Consider the following 20,191-nt stretch of genomic DNA (forward strand, 5'->3'; position numbering starts at 1 on the left):
TGCGCCGGGATCACTTCCCGGTCGATTGCGGCGGCATATTGGCCGCGTCCTCGACCTCGGCGGCGACGATAGCGCTGATATTGACGATCCCGCGCGCGGTGACACTCGGCACCAGAACATGCACGGGCTTGCTCATGCCAAGCAAGAGCGGACCGACGACGAGACCATCGGCCGCCGCCTTGAGCAGGTTGAAGGCGATGTTGGCGGCGTCGAGATTGGGCATCACCAGGAGATTAGCGGTGCCGGAAAGCCGGCTGTCGGGTACGGCGCGCTCGCGGATGGCAGCGCTCAAGGCGGCGTCGGCGTGCATTTCGCCATCGATCTCGAGCGCCGGTGTGCGGGCCCGGATCAGCGCCAGCGCCGCCCGCATCTTGCGCGCCGACGGCGTGTTCGAGGCGCCGAAACTGGAATGCGACAACAGCGCCGCCTTCGGGGTGAGGCCGAACCCGGCGACGGCGCGCGCCGCGAGCGCCGTCATCTCGGCGATCTGCTCGGCGCTCGGGTCGATATTGAGGTGGGTGTCGCACAGGAACAAGACGCCGGCCGGCAGGATGATGCAGGAGAGCGCATAAATGCGCGAGACTTCGGCGCGGGCGGGGATGATCGGGAGGACATATTTCATGTGCTGCCACCAATCGCCAGAGCCGCCGACGATCGCGGCATCAACCGCCCCGGTTGCGAGCAGCATGGCGGCGACGACGCTGGTGCGGTTGCGCATCCGGCGCGCCGCCGCCGCCGGCGGCACGCCGCGCCGCCCGACCAGGCATTGATAGGGCGTGATCAGCGGCGCGATCGTCGCCTCGTCGCGCTCGGGATCGATCACCCGCGCCGCGCCGGCAAGATCCATCCTGAGCCCCATCTCGCGCACCCGGGCTGCGATGATGTCACGCCGGCCAAGCAGCACCGGCCGCGCGATCCCCTCATCGAGCGCCATCTGCGCCGCGCGCAGCACCCGCTCATCCTCGCCCTCGGCATAGGCGATACGTTTCGGCGCCTGCCGCGCTGCCTCAAAGACCGGGCGCATGAGCTGGCCGGAGCGAAACACGAAACGTTCGAGATCGCGGCGATAGGCGTCGAAATCGGCGATCGGCCGGCGCGCGACCCCGCTCGCCATCGCCGCCCGCGCCACCGCCGGTGCGATTTGCAGGATCAGGCGCGGATCGAAGGGTTTCGGGATGATGTAATCGGGCCCGAACACCGGCGCCGCCCCGCCATAAGCCGCCGCCACCACCTCGCTCGCCTCGATGCGGGCGAGTTCCGCCATCGCTTCCACCGCCGCGAGCTTCATCGCTTCGTTGATCGTGCTCGCCCCGACATCGAGGGCGCCGCGGAAGATGAAGGGAAAGCAGAGGACGTTGTTGACCTGGTTGGGATAATCGCTACGCCCGGTCGCGATCACGGCGTCCGGGCGGGCGGCGCGCACGGCGTCGGGGGCGATTTCCGGCTCGGGATTGGCGAGCGCGAGAATGAGCGGCTTTGGGGCAAGCAGGGCGAGCCATTCCGGGCGCAAAACACGTGGCGCCGAAAGCCCGAGAAAAATATCGGCGCCGGGAAGCACTTCATCGAGCCGCCTGGCATCGGTCCGCTGCGCATAACGCGCCATGTTGGGAAGCATCCCTGCCCGCCCGGCATGGACCACGCCGTCTTTGTCGGTGAGCGTGACATTCTCCACCCGAAGCCCCATCTCGACCAGGAGATCGACGCAAGCGAGCGCCGCGGCGCCGGCGCCGGAGGTGACCAGTTTGACCTCAGAAAGCGATTTCCCCTGCAAAAGAAGCCCGTTGCGGATCGCCGCGGCGACGGTGATGGCGGTGCCATGCTGGTCGTCATGAAACACCGGAATGCCCATCCGGGCGCGGAGAGCGGACTCGATCTCGAAGCACTCGGGCGCCTTGATATCCTCGAGATTGATCGCCCCGAAGGTCGGCTCCAGTGCTGCGACGACATCGCAGAAACGCGCGGGGTCGTTGGCATCGACCTCGATATCGAAGACATCGATGCCGGCGAATTTCTTGAACAAAACCGCCTTGCCCTCCATCACCGGCTTGCCGGCAAGCGCGCCGATATTGCCGAGGCCAAGCACCGCGGTGCCGTTCGAGATGACGGCGACGAGGTTGCCGCGCGCCGTCAGATCATAAGCGGCATTGGCATCGGCGACGATCGCCTCGCAGGCGGCGGCGACACCAGGGGAATAAGCGAGCGCCAGGTCGCGCTGCGTTGCCATGCGCTTGGTCGCGACGATGGCGAGCTTCCCAGGTTGCGGCAGACGGTGGTAATCCAACGCCGCCTTGCGAATATCCTCGTCCATCGCCATTCCCTCCTTCGGATCGCCGGGCCATGAGGATGGCCGGAACGGCGCGGCGAAGAAAGGCGTCTGACGAGGGAGGAGTTATGCGGTCGAGAAGACTCGAACTTCCACGAGGTTTCCCCCACAAGCACCTCAAGCTTGCGCGTCTACCATTCCGCCACGACCGCATCCCGCGCGTCGCCTCGGCGCCGCACGCGGGCGGGATATAGCCGATGATCGCCGCAGGTTCAATCCGGGGAGAGACGATGCCGGAAATCGAGTGGGTAAAAACCGCGGGCCTCACCCCCTACCCCGAAGCGGTCGCGGCGATGACGGCGCGCATCAAGGCGATCCGGGCGGGTGAAGCGCGCGAGCAGGTCTGGCTTCTCGAACACCCGCCGCTCTATACCGCCGGCACCTCGGCGCGGGCCGAGGATCTGCGCGATGCAACGCGATTTCCAACCTATCACGCCGGGCGCGGCGGACAATGGACCTATCACGGGCCGGGCCAGCGCATCGCCTACGTCATGCTCGACCTCACCCGCCAGCACGGCGCGGTTCGCGCGCGCGACATCCGCGCCTTCGTCCACGGGCTCGAAGAATGGCTGATCCGGGCGCTGGCCCGGCTCGGCATCACCGGCGAGCGGCGCGAGGGGAGAATTGGCATCTGGGTGGCGGACGGCGCCGGCGGCGAGGCCAAGATCGCCGCCCTCGGCGTGCGCGTCACGCGCTTCGTGAGCTGGCACGGCATCGCCCTCAATATCGCCCCCGATCTCAGCCATTTCGGCGGCATCGTGCCCTGCGGCATCGCCGAACACGGCGTCACCAGCCTCGCCGCGCTTGGCGCCACGTGCGATATGAACAGCGCCGATGCGGCGCTCGCGGCGGCGTTTCGCGAGGTATTTGGGGATAGGTAGAAAACGGGGAAAATGTTCTTTTTTGAAAAAAGAACCAAAAAACGTTTGTCATGAAGAGAGTTTGCTGGAGCGGGTGAAGGGAATCGAACCCTCGTATGCAGCTTGGGAAGCTGCCGTTCTACCATTGAACTACACCCGCGCGCCGGCCGTTTATAGAAAACCCGGATTGACGGCGCAATGCGCGATCATTAGCGTTCGTGGCCGGCGGCGTGGGCCGCCCCTCGTGATTTGTCCGGCCGGATTGCGGCGAGGTGAAAGAAGCGCGCTAAAGAGGCCAGCGCTCGCCCGCTCGGCCGGCGCGGCATCTACGGTCGGCCCCACGTGATAGGGCCAGAGAGATGACCGAAACCTTCCGTCCCGCGACCCGCCTCGTCCATGCCGGACAGGCCCGCACGCCGTTCGGCGAAACCGCCGAAGCGCTCTTTCTCACCTCTGGCTTCGTCTATGAGAGCGCCGAGGACGCCGAGGCGACGTTTCGCGGTGATCTCGCCCACTATCAATATTCGCGCGTCGGCAACCCGACGGTCGCGATGCTCGAGGAACGCCTCGCCGCCATCGAAGGCGCCGAAGCCTGCCGCGCAACCGCCTCGGGCATGGCGGCGGTGCATGCGGCGCTGATCGCCGGGCTCCGCGCCGGCGACCGGGTGGTCGCGTCCCGCGCGCTGTTCGGCTCCTGCCACTGGATCGTCTCCACGCTGCTGCCGCGCTTTGGCGTCGAGAGCGTCTTCGTCGATGGCGCCGATCTCAGCCAATGGCGCGAGGCCTTGGCGAAGCCCTCGAAAATCGTGCTGCTCGAAACTCCTTCCAATCCGATGCTGGAGATCGTCGATCTCGCCGCCATCGCCGCGCTTGCCCACGAAGCCGGTGCGCAGGTGGTGGTCGATAACGTGTTCGCGACCCCGCTTTTGCAGCAGCCGCTCCGTCTCGGCGCTGATGTCGTCGTCTATTCCTGCACCAAGCATATCGACGGCCAAGGCCGCGCCTTGGGCGGCGCCGTTCTCGGGCGGCGGGCCTGGATCGAGGAGGTGCTGCAGCCCTATCTGCGCAATACCGGCCCGGCGCTCTCGCCGTTCAATGCGTGGCTTTTGCTGAAGGGGCTGGAGACGCTCTCGCTCCGCGTCAACGCCGCCTGCGCCAACGCCGAACGCCTGGCCGAATTCCTGAGCCGCGCGCCCGCGATCAACCGCGTCTGGTATCCGATCCGCCCTGATCATCCCCAAGCGGCGCTGGCGCGGGCGCAAATGAGCGGCGGCGGCACCATCGTCACCTGCGAACTCCGCGGCGGCAAGGCGGCGGCGTTTGCGTTTTTGAACGCGCTCCGGCTGATCCGGATTTCCAACAATCTCGGTGATACCAAATCGCTGGCAACCCACCCCGCAACCACCACCCATTACCGGATCGGCGCTGCCGAACGCGCCCGGCTCGGCATCAGCGATGGCGTCGTGCGGCTCTCGGTCGGGATCGAGGATGCCGCCGATCTCGAGGCCGATCTCGCGTGCGCGCTTGCCGCCGCGGCGGCGGGGCATGGACAAGAGAGCCTCGCGCACGGTATGCGCGGGACATGAGCCGGGAACAGCAGGGCGAGTTCAGCGCGACAACGCGCGGCATTAGGGTGAGCGTGCGCGCGTTTTTTCTCGAGGACCAGTCCCGTCCCGAGGAGGGGCATTTCGTCTGGGCCTATAAGGTGAGGATCGAGAATGGCGGCCGTGAGACGGTGCAGCTGCTGCGCCGCACCTGGCGCATCACCGACGCGCTCGGCCGCACCCAGCACGTGCATGGCGCCGGCGTCGTCGGCGAGCAGCCGACCTTGGAGCCTGGCGACGTGTTTGAATATACCTCCGGCACGCCGCTCGAGACCCCGTCCGGCTTCATGACCGGCACCTACCACATGATCCGCGTCGATTCCGGCGAAGCGCTCGACGTCGCGATCCCGACCTTCAGCCTCGACAGCCCCCATCAGGCCGGCCAAGTCCACTAAAAGGCCTCGGACTCCTCGAGCAAGGCGACATCGATCAGGCGCGAGATCACGGCCGGCTCCTGCGCGCCGGCGATGGCGTGGCGGCCGCTGAAGATGAAGCAGGGCACCCCGTTGATGCCGAGCCGATGGGCGCGGAGATTGTCGGCGTGCACGGCGTCGATCTCGGCGTCACTGGCGAGGAACTGCGCCGCCGCTTCGGCATCGAGCCCGTTCTGCGCCGCAATCATGACGAGCCGCGCGGGATCGCCGATATCGATGCCGTCGCTGAAATAGGCGGCGAACAAGGCTTCGACGAGGTCGAGTTCGCGCCCGGCGCGGCCGGCGAAGCGCACCAGGCGATGGGCATCGACGCTGCTTGGCATGCGCGCGGCGCGGTCGAAGCGGAAGGCTATTCCTTCCGCAAGGCCGACCTGGCCAATCGAGGCAAAAAGACGGCCTGCCCGCTCCTCGCTGCCGAATTTGCGCGTCACATAGGCCTCGCGCGGCATGCCGGCGCGCGGCATGTCGGGGTTGAGCAGAAACGCCCGCCAGAGGAACGAAACCTCGATCTCCGGCCGCGCAGCCAAGCTCCGCCGCAGCCGCCGCAGACCGAGATAGCACCACGGGCACACAAGATCATGCACCACCTCGATGACGAGATGAGGCCGCGCCGGCGACAGCATATTCATACGTCCCAGCCTAGCGCCGCCCCTTAGGTTTGAAAAGTTTTTTGGTTCTTTTTTTCAAAAAAGAACAAAGCTTTCCGCTCTCTCACACGGCCGCGCCACGATAGCGGGCAAGGAGGGTTTCGCGTTTTTGCGCGGCCTCACGCATACGCTTTTCCTTGACATGGCCGTAGCCCGCGATGTCTTCGGGCAGCGCCGCGAGCGCGGTTGCCGCGGCGAGATTATCGGCGGCCAAGGTCTTTTCGAACTCGTCGAGCAAGGCTTCGTAGTCGGCGATCAGGGCGCGCTCGGCGCGGCGTTCCTCGGTGCGCCCGAAGATATCGAGCCTGGTTCCGCGCAGGACCTTGCCATAACGCATGAGGGCGAACACCGGCATCATCCAGCCGCCGAAGGCGCGTTTTTGCAGATGCCCGGTGCGCGGGTCGCGTTTGGCGAGCAGCGGCGGCGCGAGATGGAATTCGAGCCGATAATCGCCTTCGAACTGGCGCGCAAGCTCGGCGCGGAAAGCGCGATCGGCGAACAGCCGCGCGACCTCGTATTCGTCTTTGTAGGCGAGCAGTTTGAAATAATTGCGTGCAACCGTCTCGGCGAGCGCTTCGCCGGCGTCGCCGAACGCGCGCACACGGGCATGGAATTTTTCAACGCGCGTGCGATAGCGGCGCGCGAGACGCCGCCCCTGATAGCGAACCAGCTCGCCGGCAAAGCGCGTAACCAGGCTCGCGACATCGGCCGCGGCGGCTTGTGCGGGCGGCGTCAACCCGGCGAGCGCGCGCACGCGGGCGAGATCGACCGCCGCCGAACGCCCCCAGCGGAACGCGGCGCGATTGGCCTCGACCGCGGTGGCGTTGAGTTCGATCGCGCGCTCGAGCGCTGCCGCCCCGATCGGCACGAGTCCCTGCTGATAGGCATAGCCGAGGAGAAAGAGGTTGGTTGCGATGGCATCGCCGATCAGCGCGGTCGCGAGTGCCGTCGCATCGAGCACGCTCATCGCCTCGGTCCCGACGGCGTCGGCGATCGTCTCGAGAAGCGGCGAGGTCGAAAGCCGGGTTCCGGGATGCAGCACGAAATCGGCGGTGATCGTCTCATGGGTATTGACCACCGCCCGCGTGCGCCCCTGGACGGCGCACGCCAGCGCCTCGCCGCCGGCGCCGACTACGAGATCGCAGGCGAGCAGGAGATCGGCGCTGGCGCGCGAGACGCGCAGCGCGCGCAAATCCTCGGCGCTGGCGGCGATTTTGATATGGCTCCAGACGCTGCCGCCTTTTTGCGCGAGCCCCGCCTGATCGAGGACGCTGATCGCCTTGCCCTCGATGTGGGCTGCGGTGCCGAGCAAGGCGCCGATGGTGACGACGCCGGTGCCGCCAACGCCGGCGACGAGCACGCCATAGGGGCGCGCCAAGGCCGGCAGCACGGGTTCGGGCAGATCGGCAAAGGGCTTAGCCTCGGCGGGGGCGGCGCGGCGCAGCTTGCCGCCATGGACGGTAACGAAGCTCGGGCAGAACCCTTCGAGGCAGGAAAAATCCTTGTTGCAGGAGGATTGGTTGATTTCGCGCTTGACCCCGAATTCGGTGTCTTTCGGCGTCACCGAGAGGCAGTTGGAGGCGACCGAGCAATCCCCACAGCCCTCGCAAACGCGGGCATTGATGAAAGCGCGTTTGGGCGGGTCGGCCATCTGGCCGCGCTTGCGCCGGCGGCGTTTTTCGGAGGCGCAGGTCTGGTCATAGACGATCGCGGTGACGCCCGCGATCTCGCGCAATTCGCGCTCGGTATCCTCGAGCAGACGGCGATGGCGCACCTCAACGCCGGGCGCGAGATCGGTCACGGCGGCGTATTTCTCCGGCTCATCGGTGACGACGACGATGCGTCTGACGCCCTCGGCGGCGAGCTGGCGGGTGATCTGCGCCGGCGTTATCTGGCCGTCGAGATGCTGGCCGCCGGTCATCGCGACGGCGTCGTTGAACAGCACCTTGTAGGTCGCGTTGACACCGGCGGCGACGGCGGCGCGGATGGCGAGGCTGCCGGAGTGGAAATAGGTGCCGTCACCGATATTGACGAAGACGTGCTTTTCCTCGGTGAACGGCGCCTGGCCGATCCATTGCGCGCCTTCGCCACCCATCTGGGAATAGGTGTCGGTATGGCGGTCCATCCACATCGCCATGAAATGGCAGCCGATTCCGGCCAGCGCGCGGGAGCCGTCGATCACCTTGGTCGAGGTGTTGTGCGGGCAGCCGGAGCAGAAATAGGGTTTGCGCACGGCGTTGGGGTCGAGCCGCTGCAGCGCCGCCTCCTTGGCATCGAGCACGGCTAAGCGGGCGCGCATGGTCTCGGTCTCGCGCCCCATTGCGGCAAGGCGGCGAGCAAGCGCGCGGGCGATATCATCGGCGGAGAGCTCGGACGACGCCCTGAGCAGCCACGCCCCTTCTGGGTCGTGCTTGCCGGTGATGCGCGGCGGGTTCGCGGTGCCGTAGAGGATCTCCTTGACCTGGGTTTCGATCACCGGCTGCTTTTCCTCGACGATCAGAATCTCATCGAGGCCGGCGGCGAACTCGCGGATGGTCTCGGGCACGATCGGCCAGGTGAGGGCGAGCTTGAGCACCGCGAGCCCGGCGTCAGCACCCGCAAGGCCGAGATCATCGAGCGCCTGGGCGAGATCGAAGGTCGATTTGCCGGCGGTGATAAGCCCGAACCGCGCCCCCGGATCGCGGCGCAACACCCGATCGAGGCGGTTGGCGCGGACATAATCGCGCGCCATCGGCAGGCCGTAGAGATGCACCCTTCGCTCCATCTCCAGCGGCTGATCGTGCAGGCGGATGAAATGCCGCTGATCATGGGCGCGTTCCGGCAGGATCGGGCGGAACTCATGGAGATCGAAGCGGATGGTGGTCGAGGTCTCAACCACGTCGGCGACCGTCTTGAACCCGGTATAGAGCCCGCAATAGCGCGACATCGCCCAGCCATGGAGGCCGAGGCTGACGATATCGGCGACCCCGGCCGGCACCAAAACCGGGATGAGGGCGGCGATGAAGGCGGGCTCGCTCTGATGCGGCACGGTTGAGGATTTGCAGGCATGATCGTCGCCGGCGACCAGCAACGCGCCGCCATTGGGCGAGGTTCCGGCGAAATTCGCGTGTTTGAAGGCATCGCCCGAGCGATCGACGCCCGGCCCCTTGCCGTACCACATCGCAAACACGCCATCATATTTCGCGCCGGCGAGCAGCGGCGAGAGCTGCGTGCCCCAGACCGCGGTCGCCGCCGATTCCTCGTTCACGCCGGGCTGAAAATGGATGTGATGCTCGGCGAGGTGGGATTTCGCGGCGAAAAGCTGAATGTCGAGCCCGCCGAGCGGCGAGCCGCGATAGCCGGAGATGAAGCCGGCGGTGTTGCGCCCGGCGGCGCGGTCGAGCGCGTGCTGCAGCATCGGCAGACGCACCAGCGCCTGCGTCCCGGTGAGATGAACCTCCTCGATCTCGACGGCGTATTTGTCATCGAGGGTGATCTCTGCGTGTTTCATTCTGTCCGTTCCCGTCTCCGCACGCCGCCGGCGCGCGGCGCTTGAACATCAGGATATGGCAACCTGGCGCGCATCACAAAGGAAAGGGAAGTTTCGGACGAAAATAGATTTTTTTGATCGCGCCCGGTCATGCTGACATCGCCCGCCGGCCTTTCCCGGGGCAGTGGTGGGCAATTTTGTGAGGCGAGAGAGGGGTGGCGTCGGCTACGACGGCAAGCGCCGTGCCGTGAGCTTTGCGTTCCTTTCAGGGCGCATGCGTCGATAAAGCGGGGATATAAAATACATATAAAATGTATCTTTTTGGGCGGCGCGCATCGTTCCTGCCGCGCGCGCAACCGGGTGGGAGAACACCGGATGAGTGCCATTCCCCGCTATCGCGCCGGACACGAGCCGGCGCTTCTTTCCGCCGGATTCCGGCCGTTCTTCCTGTTTGCCGCGCTGTGGGCGGCGATCGCCGTGCCGCTGTGGCTTACCATGTTCGCCGGCGCGGCGCCGTCGCCGGCGGCATTGCCGGCCAGTGTCTGGCACGGGCATGAGATGGTGTTCGGCTATGGCGGCGCGGTCGTCGCCGGGTTCCTGCTCACCGCGGTCCCCAACTGGACCGGGCGGATGCCGCTCCAGGGGGGGCCGCTCGCCGCCCTCGTGTTGCTTTGGCTTGTCGGGCGTCTCGCATGTCTTGCCCCGTCAAACCCGTTCGCAGCGCTGGCCGACCTCGCCTTTCCGCTCGCCTTTCTGCTCGTCATCGCGCGCGAGGTTCTGGCCGGGCGCAACTGGCGCAATCTGCCGGTGGTGGTGGCGCTGTCCCTGCTGTTGCTGGCGAACGTCCTGGTTCATGCCGGGGCGTCAGGCTGGCTTGCGGATGCGGCGCTCGGCAACCGGCTCGGCATCGCGACGCTGGCGATGCTGATCAGCCTGATCGGCGGGCGGATCGTCCCCAGTTTCACCCGCAACTGGCTCGCCCGCATGCGTCCGGCGGTGGCGCCGCCGGCGAGCTTCGGCACGATGGACCGCGCGGCGCTCCTGCTTACCGGGTTTGCGCTCCTGATCTGGGTTGCGGCGCCAACGGCGCGGCTTTTGGCGCCGGTTGCGATCCTCGCCGGCCTTGCGCAATGGGTGCGCCTCTGGCGCTGGCACGGCGCCGCGGCGTGGCGCGAGCCGCTGCTGATCGTCCTCCATCTCGGCTATGGCTGGCTTGGCGCCGGGTTGCTGCTGCTTGGCCTCCCCGTTTTCTTTCCCGCTTTTCCGGCGAGCGTGGCGCTGCATGCGCTCACCGTCGGCGCCATCGGCACCATGACCCTTGCGGTGATGACGCGGGCGACGCTCGGCCATACCGGGCGAAAGCTGACGGCGGGGTCGGGCACGGTCGTGATCTTTGCCCTGATCACCCTCGCCGCGCTCGCCCGCCTCGCCGCGCCCTTCGCCGGCGGGCATGTCCTGCCGGTTCTCGTGCTGGCCGGAACGGCCTGGAGCGGCGCGTTCAGCCTCTTCGCCCTGCTCTATGGGCGACTGCTCACAACCCCGCGATAACCGCTTCGATGCGTCTTACCGTCCATACCGATTACGCGCTCCGCCTCTTGATCCATCTCGCCGCGATCCCGCCCGGCGAGCGCATCACCATTGCCGCCGTCGCCGCCGCTTATGGCATTCCGAAGAACCATCTGACTAAAGTCGCGCATCGGCTGGGTCTTGCCGGCTATGTTGCAACCCTGCGGGGCAAGGGGGGCGGGCTGCGTCTTGCGCGGCCGATGGCGGCGATCAATCTCGGCGCGGTGGTACGCGAGACCGAGCCTGACATAGCGCTCGCCCCCTGCTTTGCCGCGCGCTCGCGTTCTTGCCCGATCCTTCCCGCCTGCGATCTCGTCGGCATTCTGCGCGAGGCGGAACAGGCGTTTCTCGCCGTGCTCGATCGCCACAGCCTCGCCGATCTCGTCTCCCGCAAGTCCGTTCTCCGCCATCTGCTCACGGCGGCGCCCGCCTGACGCGAGGGTTTGCCAGCGCGCCGGTGACGGATTAGCCGAGCACGCCGGCGGCGCGGAGCGCTGCCGGGTCGAGCCCGGCTTCGGTGAGAATGGCGTCATCGTCGGCGCCCGGCGGGGCGGGCGGGCGCGGCGTGGCGGGTGGGGTGCGGCTGAAACGCGGCGCCGGCGCCGGCTGCGTCACGCCATTGATCTCGATGAAACTCCGGCGCGCCGCGTTGTGGGGATGATGCGGCGCTTCCGCAAGCGCGAGCACGCCATGGGCGCAGGCATCGCTTCCTTCAAGGCGCGCGACCCATTCGGCGCGGGTTTTGCCGGCGACGGTCGCGGCCATCCGCGCCCGCAGCGCCGGCCAATGCGCGCGGTCATATTGCCGGCGGACATCCTCGTCCGAGAGCCCGATCAGGCGCGCGAGTTCGGCGAAGAATTTCGGCTCCAACGCGGCGATGGCGAGATAGCCGCCATCCGCGGTGCGATAGCTGTCATAAAATGGCGCGCCGCCATCGAGCAGGTTCTCGCCCCGCGCATCAGACCAAAGCCCGGCGGCGAAAAGACCATAAAACGGCGTCATCAGCAGCGCCGCCCCCTCCGCCATCGCCGCGTCCACCACCTGCCCGCGCCCCGAACGGCCGCGCTCGAAGAGTGCTGCGAGCACGCCGAAGATCAGGAACATCGCGCCACCGCCATAATCGCCAACGAGATTGAGCGGCGGCACCGGCGCCTCGCCGGCGCGGCCGATGCCATGCAGGGCGCCGGCGAGGGCGATATAGGTGAGATCATGCCCGGCCGCCTGCGCCAGCGGCCCATCCTGGCCGAACCCGGTCATGCGGCCATAAACCAGGCGCGGATTGCGTTCGAGACAGGGCTCGGGGCCGAAGCCGAGGCGCTCGGCAACGCCAGGGCGAAACCCCTCAATCAAGACATCCGCGGTCTCGACGAGGCGAAGCAACACCGCGACCGCGTCGGCGCGCTTGAGATCAAGAACGAGATTGCGTCGGCCGCGCCGCGTCGGGTCGCGCTCGGGGGGAAGGCGCGAGGCGCTTTCCCCTGGCCGGTCGATGCGGATCACCTCGGCGCCGAGATCCGCGAGCAGCATCGCGGCGAACGGCCCCGGCCCTATCCCAGCGAGTTCCAGCACCCGCAGCCCGCCAAGCGGCCCGCGCGCCCCATTCTCTTGCCCCATCGCCGTTTTCCTCATTGGCTTTGCCCCGAGGCTGGCCGGGCGCGGCTGCGCCGTCAACCGCGGCGGCTTGCGGGTTTTCGTGATTTCAGCACACACTCGTCGCACCCGGAGGGGCACAGCCTCAAGGAATAACCATCGGGAGAGACGCATGATCAACGCCGAGATCGACGAACTGCACGCCGTCGCCCTGCGGGCGCCGGACAAACCGGCGGTGATTTTTCCGCAGTCGAGTTTCGTCGAAAGCTTCGCGAGCCTCGACGCTGGCGCCAACCGCCTCGCCCAGGCGCTGATCGCGCGCGGGTTGGAGGCCGGGGCGATGATCGCGGTTCTTTTGGAAAACCGTGCCGAGATTTTCACCATCGCCTGGGCGGCGCGCCGCGCCGGCCTCTATTACGCGATGCTGAACACGCATCTGAAACCGCGCGAACTCACCTATCTGATCGAGGATAGCGACGCCCGGCTGCTGATCACCAGCCGCGCTCTGCTCGCCGCGGTGCCGGGCGACATCCGCCGGCGTCTGCCGGTGATGCTGGTCGATGGCGATGCGAGCGGCGCCGAACTCGGGCTCAGTGCCGTGCTCGCGCCGTTCGCGGTCACCGCCCTGCCGCGGCGCCCGATCGGGCGCGAATTCCTCTATTCCTCGGGGACGTCCGGGCGGCCCAAGGGCATTCGCTTCCCGCTGCTTGCCGCCGATCAGCGTGGCGTCACCCAGCCTGGCGAGAAGCTCCTCGACCACACCCTGCGCTTTGGCCCCGCGAGCGTCTATCTCTCGCCGGCGCCGCTCTATCACGCCGCGCCGCATGTCTATTCGCTGCATTCGCTGGCGCGCGGCGTGAGCGTCGTCGTCCTCGACAAATTCGACCCCGAATCGGCGCTTGCGGCGATCGCCCGCTACCGCGTGACGCACAGCCAATGGGTGCCGACGATGTTCATCCGCATGCTGGCCCTGCCCAAGGCGGTGCGGGCGCACTATGATCTCGCCTCGCATCGACGCGCGATCCACGCCGCCGCCCCGTGCCCGGTGCATGTGAAGGAAAAAATGATCGCCTGGTGGGGGCCGATCCTGGTCGAATATTATGCCGGGTCGGAGCGCATCGGCACCACCCTGATCGAAAGCGACGAGTGGTTGCGCCATAAAGGCTCGGTCGGGCGGCCGATTTACGGCACGCTCCACATCCTCGACGAGGATGGCCATGATCTGCCGCCGGGCGAGGTCGGCGGCATCTGGTTCGAGGGCACCGGCGGCTTCGCCTATCACCGGGATCCCGAAAAAACCGCCGCGTCCTACAATGCCCGTGGCTTTGCGACCTATGGCGACCTCGGCTATCTCGACGCGGACGGATATCTTTATCTCAGCGATCGCCGCTCGGACCTCATTCTCTCTGGCGGCAGCAATGTCTATCCCGCCGAGATCGAGAGTGTGCTGCTCGAACACCCCTTGATCGCCGATGCCGGGGTGGTCGGGCTGCCCGATGCCGATCTCGGTGAGGTCGTGCTCGCGGTGGTCCAGCCAGTTGCGGCGCCGGAGCGTCTCGGGCTCACCCCGGAGGCGGTGATCGCCTTCTGCCGCGAGCGGATGGCGAGCCTCAAATGCCCGCGCCAGGTGGTGTTCGTCGAGGCGCTGCCGCGCACGCCGACCGGCAAGCTGCTGCGGCGCACGTTGAAGGAGCGCTACCGCTCAGAAATGGCTCCAGCCGCCGGCGCCTAGCGCCATCTCGGCGCCCGCGCCATCAACCACCACGACCCGCGCCGGCTCGGCCCGGAAATGGCCGATGCGGGTGAGGGGGACGCCAGCCGCCGCCGCCGCCGCGCGCAAGGCCGCGGCGCGTTCGGGCGGCACGGCGAGCACCAGCTCATAATCATCGCCGCCGGTAAGGCAGCGCGCGAGATAGGCCGCGCCCGCCGCACGCGCCGCCGGCGACAGCGGCACCGCTTGCGCCTCAATCACCGCACCGATCCCGCTGGCGCGACAGAGATGGCCGAGATCCTGCACCAAGCCATCGGAAATATCCGCGCCCGCCCGCGCGATCCCAGCGAGCGCAAGGCCGAGCCGCGGCTCGGGCAGCAGGTAGCGGTGAAGCAGGCTCCCGCTCGGGTCGGCGAGTTCGCCACGACGCACCAAAAGCCCAAGCGCGGCATCGCCGATGGTGCCGCTCACCCAGACCTCATCGCCGGCCTGCGCGCCCGCCCGGCGCAATGCCCGACCGGCCGCAACCTCGCCGAAAATGGTCAGTGAAAGGGTGAGCGGCCCCGGCGTTCTCGTGGTATCGCCGCCGAGCAGCGCAAGGCCAAACCGCGCCTGGTCCTCGGCCAAGCCAGCGGCGAAGGTTTTGAACCAGGCATCCGGGGTCGTTGCGGGCGCCGCCAGCGTCAGCAGATAGCCGAACGGCTTGGCCGCCATCGCCGCGAGATCGGAGAGATTGACCCGCAGCAGCTTGCGGGCGATCCTATCGGGCGGATCCTCGGCGAGGAAATGCACGCCCGCGACCATGGCATCGACCGAAACCACCCATTCCCGCCCGGGGATCTCCGGCAAAATCGCCGCGTCATCGGCGAGCGCGAGCCCCGCCGGCCCCGCCAGCGGGCGGAAATAGGTTTCGATCAGGGCAAATTCACGCGGTAGGTCAGTCATGAGAGAAAGACTTCTTTTTCTGAAGAAAAAGAAGCAAAAAGACTTTTCTCCGTTCCCGGGAAGCGGGACTTTTCTTGGAGCGGGCCGTGCCTGCGGCACGGCCCCACGGGCAAAAGTTTTTTGGTTCTTTTTTTCAAAAAAGAACCATGCCTTGCCTTGCTTACGGCGCTTCCGCAACCGCGAGCATCGCCCGCGCCGATTGCAGATGATCGAGCGTCATGTCGCGCGCCGCGATATCCGATTTATCGACCGCCGCATAGGCCGCCTCGGCCTCCTTGATGCGACGTTCGGCGGCGCTTTTCGAGACCTCGGCGAGTGGCATGACCTCGCTTGCAAGCACGGTGCAGCGCTCGGGAGTGATTTCGACGAAACCACCGGCGACGAATAGCCGGCTGGTTTCCTGCTGGCCCTCGAAAATGCGCAAAACGCCGCCGCGCAAGAGCGCGATCATCGGCGCGTGACCGGGGAGGACGCCGAGTTCCCCCTCGGCGGCCGGCACCACCACCATATCCACGGCGCGCGAGAGTAAAAGCCGCTCAGGCGTTACGATTTCGAGCGCGGTCGGCATCAGGCGGCGGCTTTCAGGCTTTCCGCCTTCTTGACCGCTTCCTCGATGGTGCCGACCATGTAGAACGCGGCTTCCGGCAGATGGTCGTATTCGCCCGAGCAGAGGCCCTTGAAGCTGCGGATGGTGTCTGCGACGGGGACGAAGACGCCGGGGAAGCCGGTGAACACTTCGGCGACATGGAAGGGCTGCGAGAGGAAGCGCTGGATCTTGCGCGCCCGCGAGACGATCAGCTTGTCTTCCTCGGACAGCTCATCCATGCCAAGAATGGCGATGATGTCCTGGAGGCTTTTATAGGTCTGCAGGATGCGTTGCACCTCGCGCGCGACGGTGTAGTGCTCCTCGCCGACGATGCGCGGGTCGAGCGAGCGCGAGGTCGAATCGAGCGGATCGACGGCGGGATAGATGCCGAGTTCGGCGATCTGGCGCGACAGCACGGTGGTCGCGTCGAGATGGGCGAACGAGGTCGCCGGCGCCGGGTCGGTGAGGTCGTCGGCGGGGACGTAGATCGCCTGCACCGAGGTGATCGAGCCTTTCTTGGTGGAGGTGATACGTTCCTGCAGCGCGCCCATGTCGGTCGCGAGCGTCGGCTGATAGCCCACCGCCGAGGGGATGCGACCGAGCAGCGCCGACACCTCGGCGCCGGCCTGGGTGAAGCGGAAGATGTTATCGACGAAGAACAGCACGTCCTGGCCTTCCTCATCGCGGAAATACTCGGCGAGCGAGAGGCCGGAGAGCGCGACACGCGCGCGCGCGCCGGGCGGCTCGTTCATCTGGCCATAGCAGAGCGCGACCTTCGAGCCCGGCCCGTCGAGCTTGATGACGCCGGCATCGATCATTTCATGATAGAGGTCATTGCCCTCGCGCGTGCGCTCGCCGACGCCGGCGAACACCGAGACGCCGCCATGGGCTTTGGCGATATTGTTGATCAGCTCCTGGATCAGCACCGTCTTGCCGACCCCGGCGCCGCCGAAAAGCCCGGTCTTGCCTCCCTTGAGATAGGGCGCAAGCAGATCGATGACCTTGATGCCGGTGACGAGGATTTCCGTCGACGTCGCCTGCTCCTCGAAGGAGGGCGCCTCGCGGTGAATGGGAAAGCGCTGCTTGGTCTCGAGCGGGCCGCGCTCATCGATCGGCTCGCCGATGACATTGAGGATGCGGCCCAAGGTTTCCGGCCCGACCGGGACCGAGATCGGCCCGCCGGTATCGACCACCTCGCGCCCGCGCACCAGGCCATCGGTGCTGTCCATGGCGATGCAGCGCACGGTGCGCTCACCAAGTTCCTGCGCCACCTCGAGCACCAGGGTGCGGTCATCGATCTTGGTGGTCAAGGCGTTCTGAATGAACGGCAGCTCGCCATCGAACTGCACATCGACCACCGCGCCGAGAACCTGGGTCACGCGTCCGACAATGTTTTTCGCCATGCTGGGCACTCCTCTATGCGTGGCCGACCGATCTCACAGGGCTTCGGCGCCGGAGATGATCTCGATCAGTTCTCGGGTGATGTTGGCTTGGCGGCTGCGGTTATAGACCAAGGTCAGCCGCTTGATCATGTCGCCGGCGTTGCGCGTCGCGTTATCCATCGCCGTCATGCGCGCACCTTGCTCGCCGGCGGCGCTTTCGATCAGCGCCTTGTAGATTTGGACGGCGAGGTTTTGCGGCAGGAGATGGGCGAGCAGCGCCTCTTCCTCGGGTTCGAACTCATAGATCGCCTGGGCGCCCGCGCTCGCCGCCGCCGGCATCGCGGCAACCGGCGCCGGGATCAACCGCGCCTCCGTCGCCACCTGCGAAATCACCGAGACGAAACGGTTATAGACCAGCGTGCAGACATCGAACGCGCCCTCCTGCATGAGGGCGATAACGCGGGCGGCGATGGCCTCGGCGTCGGCGAACTCGATCTGCTTGCGGCCGGCATAGGAGACATCGAACAGGATGCGATCACCATAGTCGCGGCGCAGGAAATCGCGGCCCTTGCGCCCGATCGCGGCGATCTTCACTGTTTTGCCGTCGGCTTCGAGGCGCTGCGCGAGCGCCCGCGCGGCGCGCCCGACATTGGTATTGAAGGCGCCGGCCAGACCGCGATCGGCGGTGACGGCGATGATCAGATGGGTCTGATCGCGCCCATTGCCGACCAGCAGCTCCGGCGCCGAGGGATTGCCGGCGGCGCTCGCGGCAAGCGTCGCGAGCATGCGCTCCATCCGTTCGGCATAGGGCCGCGCCGCTTCGGCACGAAGCTGCGCCCGGCGCAGTTTGGAGGCCGAGACCAGCTTCATCGCGCTGGTGATCTTTTGCGTCGATTTGACGCTATCGATCCGGGTGCGGAGCGCCTTGAGATTGGCCATGGGAGTGGATCAGCCGAAATTCTTTGCAAAAGCCTCGAGGAAGGCGATCAACTGCTTCTCGGTCTCGGGCTTGATTTCGCGGTCGTTGCGGATGGCCTCGAGAATGCCGCCCTTGGCACGCAATTCGGAGAGCATCTGGCGCTCGAAGGCGCCGATACGTTCGACCGGCAGCGCATCGAGATAGCCGCGCACGCCGGTGAAGATCGACACCACCTGCTCCTCGACCGGCATTGGCTGATATTGCGGCTGCTTCAGCAATTCGGTGAGACGCGCGCCGCGCGCGAGCAGGTTGCGCGTCGAGGCGTCGAGATCGGAGGCGAACTGCGAAAACGCCGCCATTTCGCGATATTGCGCGAGTTCGAGCTTGATGCGCCCGGCCACCTGCTTCATCGCCTTGATCTGCGCCGCCGAGCCGACGCGCGAGACCGAGATGCCGACATTCACCGCCGGGCGGATGCCCTTGAAGAACAGCTCCGTCTCGAGGAAGATCTGGCCATCGGTGATCGAAATCACATTGGTCGGAATATAGGCCGAGACGTCGCCGGCCTGGGTCTCGATCACCGGCAGCGCGGTGAGGCTGCCGGCGCCAAACTCATCCGACATCTTGGCGGCGCGCTCAAGCAGACGGGAATGGAGATAGAACACGTCGCCGGGATAGGCCTCGCGCCCCGGTGGGCGGCGCAGCAAGAGCGACATCTGGCGATAGGCGACCGCTTGCTTGGAAAGATCGTCGTAGAAAATCACCGCGTGCATCGCATTGTCGCGGAAATACTCGCCCATCGTGCAGCCGGTATAGGGGGCGATAAACTGCATCGGCGCGGGGTCGGAGGCGGTCGCGGCGACGACGATGGAATAGGCCATCGCGCCGTTTTCCTCGAGCGTGCGCACGAGCTGGGCAACCGTCGAGCGCTTCTGCCCGACCGCGACATAGATGCAATAGAGCTTCTTGCTTTCGTCGGCCCCGGCGTTGATCGCTTTTTGATTGAGGATGGTGTCGATGATCACCGCGGTTTTGCCGGTCTGACGGTCGCCGATGATCAGTTCGCGCTGGCCGCGGCCGATCGGGATCAAGGCGTCGATCGGCTTCAAGCCGGTCTGCATCGGCTCATGGACCGATTTGCGCGCGATGATGCCCGGCGCCTTGACTTCGACGCGGCGGCGCTCGGCGCCCTCGATCGGCCCCTTGCCGTCGATCGGATTGCCGAGCCCGTCAACCACGCGCCCGAGCAGCGCCTTGCCCACCGGCACATCGACGATGTCCTTGGTCCGCGTCACCGTGTCGCCTTCGCGGATCTCGCGGTCGTCGCCGAAAATCACCACGCCGACATTGTCGGTCTCGAGATTGAGCGCCATGCCCTTGATGCCGGCGGAGGGAAATTCCACCAATTCGCCGGCCATCACGTTCTGGAGGCCGAAAATGCGCGCAATCCCATCACCGACGCTCAAGACCTGACCAGTCTCGGCGACATTCGCCTCGGTATCGAAAGCGGCAATTTGCTTTTTCAGAATGTCGGAGATTTCGGCGGGGCGGATTTCCATCACGCGGCTCCCTTCATGGCGTACTGCAGGCGCTGCAGACGGGATTTCAGACTGGAATCATAAAGACGGGTGCCGATCCTGACGACGAGGCCGCCGAGCAGGCTGGGATCGACCTCTTGGATCAGCTGCACCTGGTTATAGCCGGCCTCGATCAGCCGGGCGCGGAGCGCCTGCTCCTGCACGTCGCTCAGAGGGTGCGCCGAAGTGACATGGGCGATGACGACGCCGCGTTTTTCGGCCGCCAGGGCCGCGAACGCGCGGACGAAATCGGGGAGCTGGCGCAGCCGGCGGTTGCTGATCACGACGCCGACGAAATGGCACACGCTGGCGCCGAACCCCTGCGCCCTGAGCACCGCAAGCGCCGCGTCACGCGCGGCGGTCACGTCGATCAGCGGGCTTTCGATGAGGCGGCGAAAATCCGCGCTTTCCTCGATCAGCCGGCCGAGGCTCGCCATTTCGGAAACCACTTGGTCGAGCAGGTGGGTCTCGTCGGCGTGGTGATAAAGCGCCGTGGCGTAGCGCCCGGCGAGGCCGGAGACATGGGTTGCGCCCATCGAGACTACGCTGTCAGTGGCCACGCTGTGAATGTCCGATCA

Annotated in this window: 16 protein-coding genes, 2 tRNA genes and 1 riboswitch; of the genes, 6 read left to right on the forward strand and 12 right to left on the reverse strand. The window is 66.6% G+C overall.

All coding sequences use genetic code 11. The features are described 5' to 3' along the window. Window positions 1-10 precede the first annotated feature (10 nt). Both ACP5M5_RS05745 and ACP5M5_RS05750 read right to left on the reverse strand, forming a co-directional pair. Window positions 11-2,308 carry an NADP-dependent malic enzyme gene (locus ACP5M5_RS05745; RefSeq protein WP_427936117.1) on the reverse strand — a complete coding sequence of 766 codons (2,298 nt, stop codon included), beginning with the start codon at window positions 2,306-2,308 and terminating at the stop codon, window positions 11-13. Window positions 2,309-2,392: 84 nt separating this feature from the next. Further along, a tRNA-Leu gene (locus tag ACP5M5_RS05750) sits at window positions 2,393-2,475 on the reverse strand. 45 nt (window positions 2,476-2,520) lie between these two features. Between ACP5M5_RS05750 and lipB the strand changes: the two genes are divergently transcribed. Further along, window positions 2,521-3,204 (forward strand): lipoyl(octanoyl) transferase LipB, encoded by a 684-nt coding sequence (gene lipB, locus ACP5M5_RS05755; protein ID WP_427936118.1) that lies wholly within the window; start codon window positions 2,521-2,523, stop codon window positions 3,202-3,204. 65 nt (window positions 3,205-3,269) lie between these two features. On the opposite strand, the gene ACP5M5_RS05760 is transcribed toward lipB, so the two are convergent. Further along, a tRNA-Gly gene (locus ACP5M5_RS05760) sits at window positions 3,270-3,343 on the reverse strand. Between the two features lie 71 nt (window positions 3,344-3,414). Continuing rightward, window positions 3,415-3,494: riboswitch (SAM riboswitch) on the forward strand. Between the two features lie 48 nt (window positions 3,495-3,542). Between ACP5M5_RS05760 and metZ the strand changes: the two genes are divergently transcribed. Then, the gene (gene metZ / locus ACP5M5_RS05765) at window positions 3,543-4,769 is read left to right on the forward strand and encodes an O-succinylhomoserine sulfhydrylase (protein WP_427936119.1); all 1,227 of its coding nucleotides are present in this window, start codon (window positions 3,543-3,545) and stop codon (window positions 4,767-4,769) included. Next, a complete protein-coding gene (apaG, locus tag ACP5M5_RS05770) occupies window positions 4,766-5,182 on the forward strand; it encodes a Co2+/Mg2+ efflux protein ApaG (protein WP_427936120.1) in 417 nt (138 codons plus the stop codon). The genes metZ and apaG overlap by 4 nt, the downstream gene beginning before the upstream one ends. Here the strand turns inward: apaG and ACP5M5_RS05775 are convergent. Both ACP5M5_RS05775 and ACP5M5_RS05780 read right to left on the reverse strand, forming a co-directional pair. Then, on the reverse strand, window positions 5,179-5,850 hold the full coding sequence (locus ACP5M5_RS05775) for a DsbA family oxidoreductase (protein WP_427936122.1): 672 nt from the start codon (window positions 5,848-5,850) through the stop codon (window positions 5,179-5,181). The genes apaG and ACP5M5_RS05775 overlap by 4 nt on opposite strands. A gap of 82 nt (window positions 5,851-5,932) precedes the next feature. After that, the gene (locus ACP5M5_RS05780; RefSeq protein ID WP_427936123.1) at window positions 5,933-9,358 is read right to left on the reverse strand and encodes an indolepyruvate ferredoxin oxidoreductase family protein; all 3,426 of its coding nucleotides are present in this window, start codon (window positions 9,356-9,358) and stop codon (window positions 5,933-5,935) included. Between the two features lie 354 nt (window positions 9,359-9,712). Between ACP5M5_RS05780 and ACP5M5_RS05785 the strand changes: the two genes are divergently transcribed. Together ACP5M5_RS05785 and ACP5M5_RS05790 are read left to right on the forward strand one after the other, a co-directional pair. Beyond that, window positions 9,713-10,885, forward strand: a complete 1,173-nt coding sequence (locus tag ACP5M5_RS05785) for an NnrS family protein (protein ID WP_427936124.1) — start codon at window positions 9,713-9,715, stop codon at window positions 10,883-10,885. Between the two features lie 8 nt (window positions 10,886-10,893). Beyond that, entirely contained in the window at window positions 10,894-11,337 is a 444-nt protein-coding gene (locus ACP5M5_RS05790) for an Rrf2 family transcriptional regulator (protein WP_427936125.1), read from the forward strand. Window positions 11,338-11,368: 31 nt separating this feature from the next. Here ACP5M5_RS05790 and ACP5M5_RS05795 read toward each other — a convergent pair whose 3' ends face one another. Beyond that, window positions 11,369-12,517 carry a CaiB/BaiF CoA transferase family protein gene (locus ACP5M5_RS05795; RefSeq protein ID WP_427936126.1) on the reverse strand — a complete coding sequence of 383 codons (1,149 nt, stop codon included), beginning with the start codon at window positions 12,515-12,517 and terminating at the stop codon, window positions 11,369-11,371. Between the two features lie 148 nt (window positions 12,518-12,665). On the opposite strand from ACP5M5_RS05795, the gene ACP5M5_RS05800 reads away from it, so the two are divergent. Next, entirely contained in the window at window positions 12,666-14,225 is a 1,560-nt protein-coding gene (locus ACP5M5_RS05800) for an AMP-binding protein (RefSeq protein ID WP_427936127.1), read from the forward strand. Here the strand turns inward: ACP5M5_RS05800 and thiL are convergent. The 6 genes from thiL to ACP5M5_RS05830 form a co-directional block, all read right to left on the reverse strand. After that, window positions 14,196-15,149 carry a thiamine-phosphate kinase gene (thiL, locus tag ACP5M5_RS05805; protein ID WP_427936128.1) on the reverse strand — a complete coding sequence of 318 codons (954 nt, stop codon included), beginning with the start codon at window positions 15,147-15,149 and terminating at the stop codon, window positions 14,196-14,198. The two genes, ACP5M5_RS05800 and thiL, sit on opposite strands and share 30 nt — an antisense overlap. A gap of 160 nt (window positions 15,150-15,309) precedes the next feature. After that, window positions 15,310-15,717, reverse strand: coding sequence for an ATP synthase F1 subunit epsilon (gene atpC / locus ACP5M5_RS05810; protein ID WP_427936129.1), 408 nt, complete (start codon window positions 15,715-15,717; stop codon window positions 15,310-15,312). Next, window positions 15,717-17,138, reverse strand: a complete 1,422-nt coding sequence (gene atpD, locus ACP5M5_RS05815) for a F0F1 ATP synthase subunit beta (protein ID WP_427936130.1) — start codon at window positions 17,136-17,138, stop codon at window positions 15,717-15,719. The genes atpC and atpD overlap by 1 nt, the downstream gene beginning before the upstream one ends. Window positions 17,139-17,171: 33 nt before the next feature. Next, entirely contained in the window at window positions 17,172-18,056 is an 885-nt protein-coding gene (locus tag ACP5M5_RS05820) for a F0F1 ATP synthase subunit gamma (RefSeq protein WP_427936131.1), read from the reverse strand. 9 nt (window positions 18,057-18,065) lie between these two features. Continuing rightward, window positions 18,066-19,595: a F0F1 ATP synthase subunit alpha gene (atpA, locus tag ACP5M5_RS05825; protein WP_427936132.1), complete on the reverse strand. Its 1,530-nt coding sequence runs from the start codon at window positions 19,593-19,595 to the stop codon at window positions 18,066-18,068. Next, complete coding sequence (locus tag ACP5M5_RS05830) at window positions 19,595-20,173, reverse strand: F0F1 ATP synthase subunit delta (RefSeq protein ID WP_427936133.1); 579 nt, start codon at window positions 20,171-20,173, stop codon at window positions 19,595-19,597. The genes atpA and ACP5M5_RS05830 overlap by 1 nt, the downstream gene beginning before the upstream one ends. Window positions 20,174-20,191 lie beyond the last annotated feature (18 nt).

It is taken from the genome of Acidibrevibacterium sp., assembly GCF_049965395.1.
Lineage (GTDB): Bacteria > Pseudomonadota > Alphaproteobacteria > Acetobacterales > Acetobacteraceae > Acidibrevibacterium > Acidibrevibacterium fodinaquatile.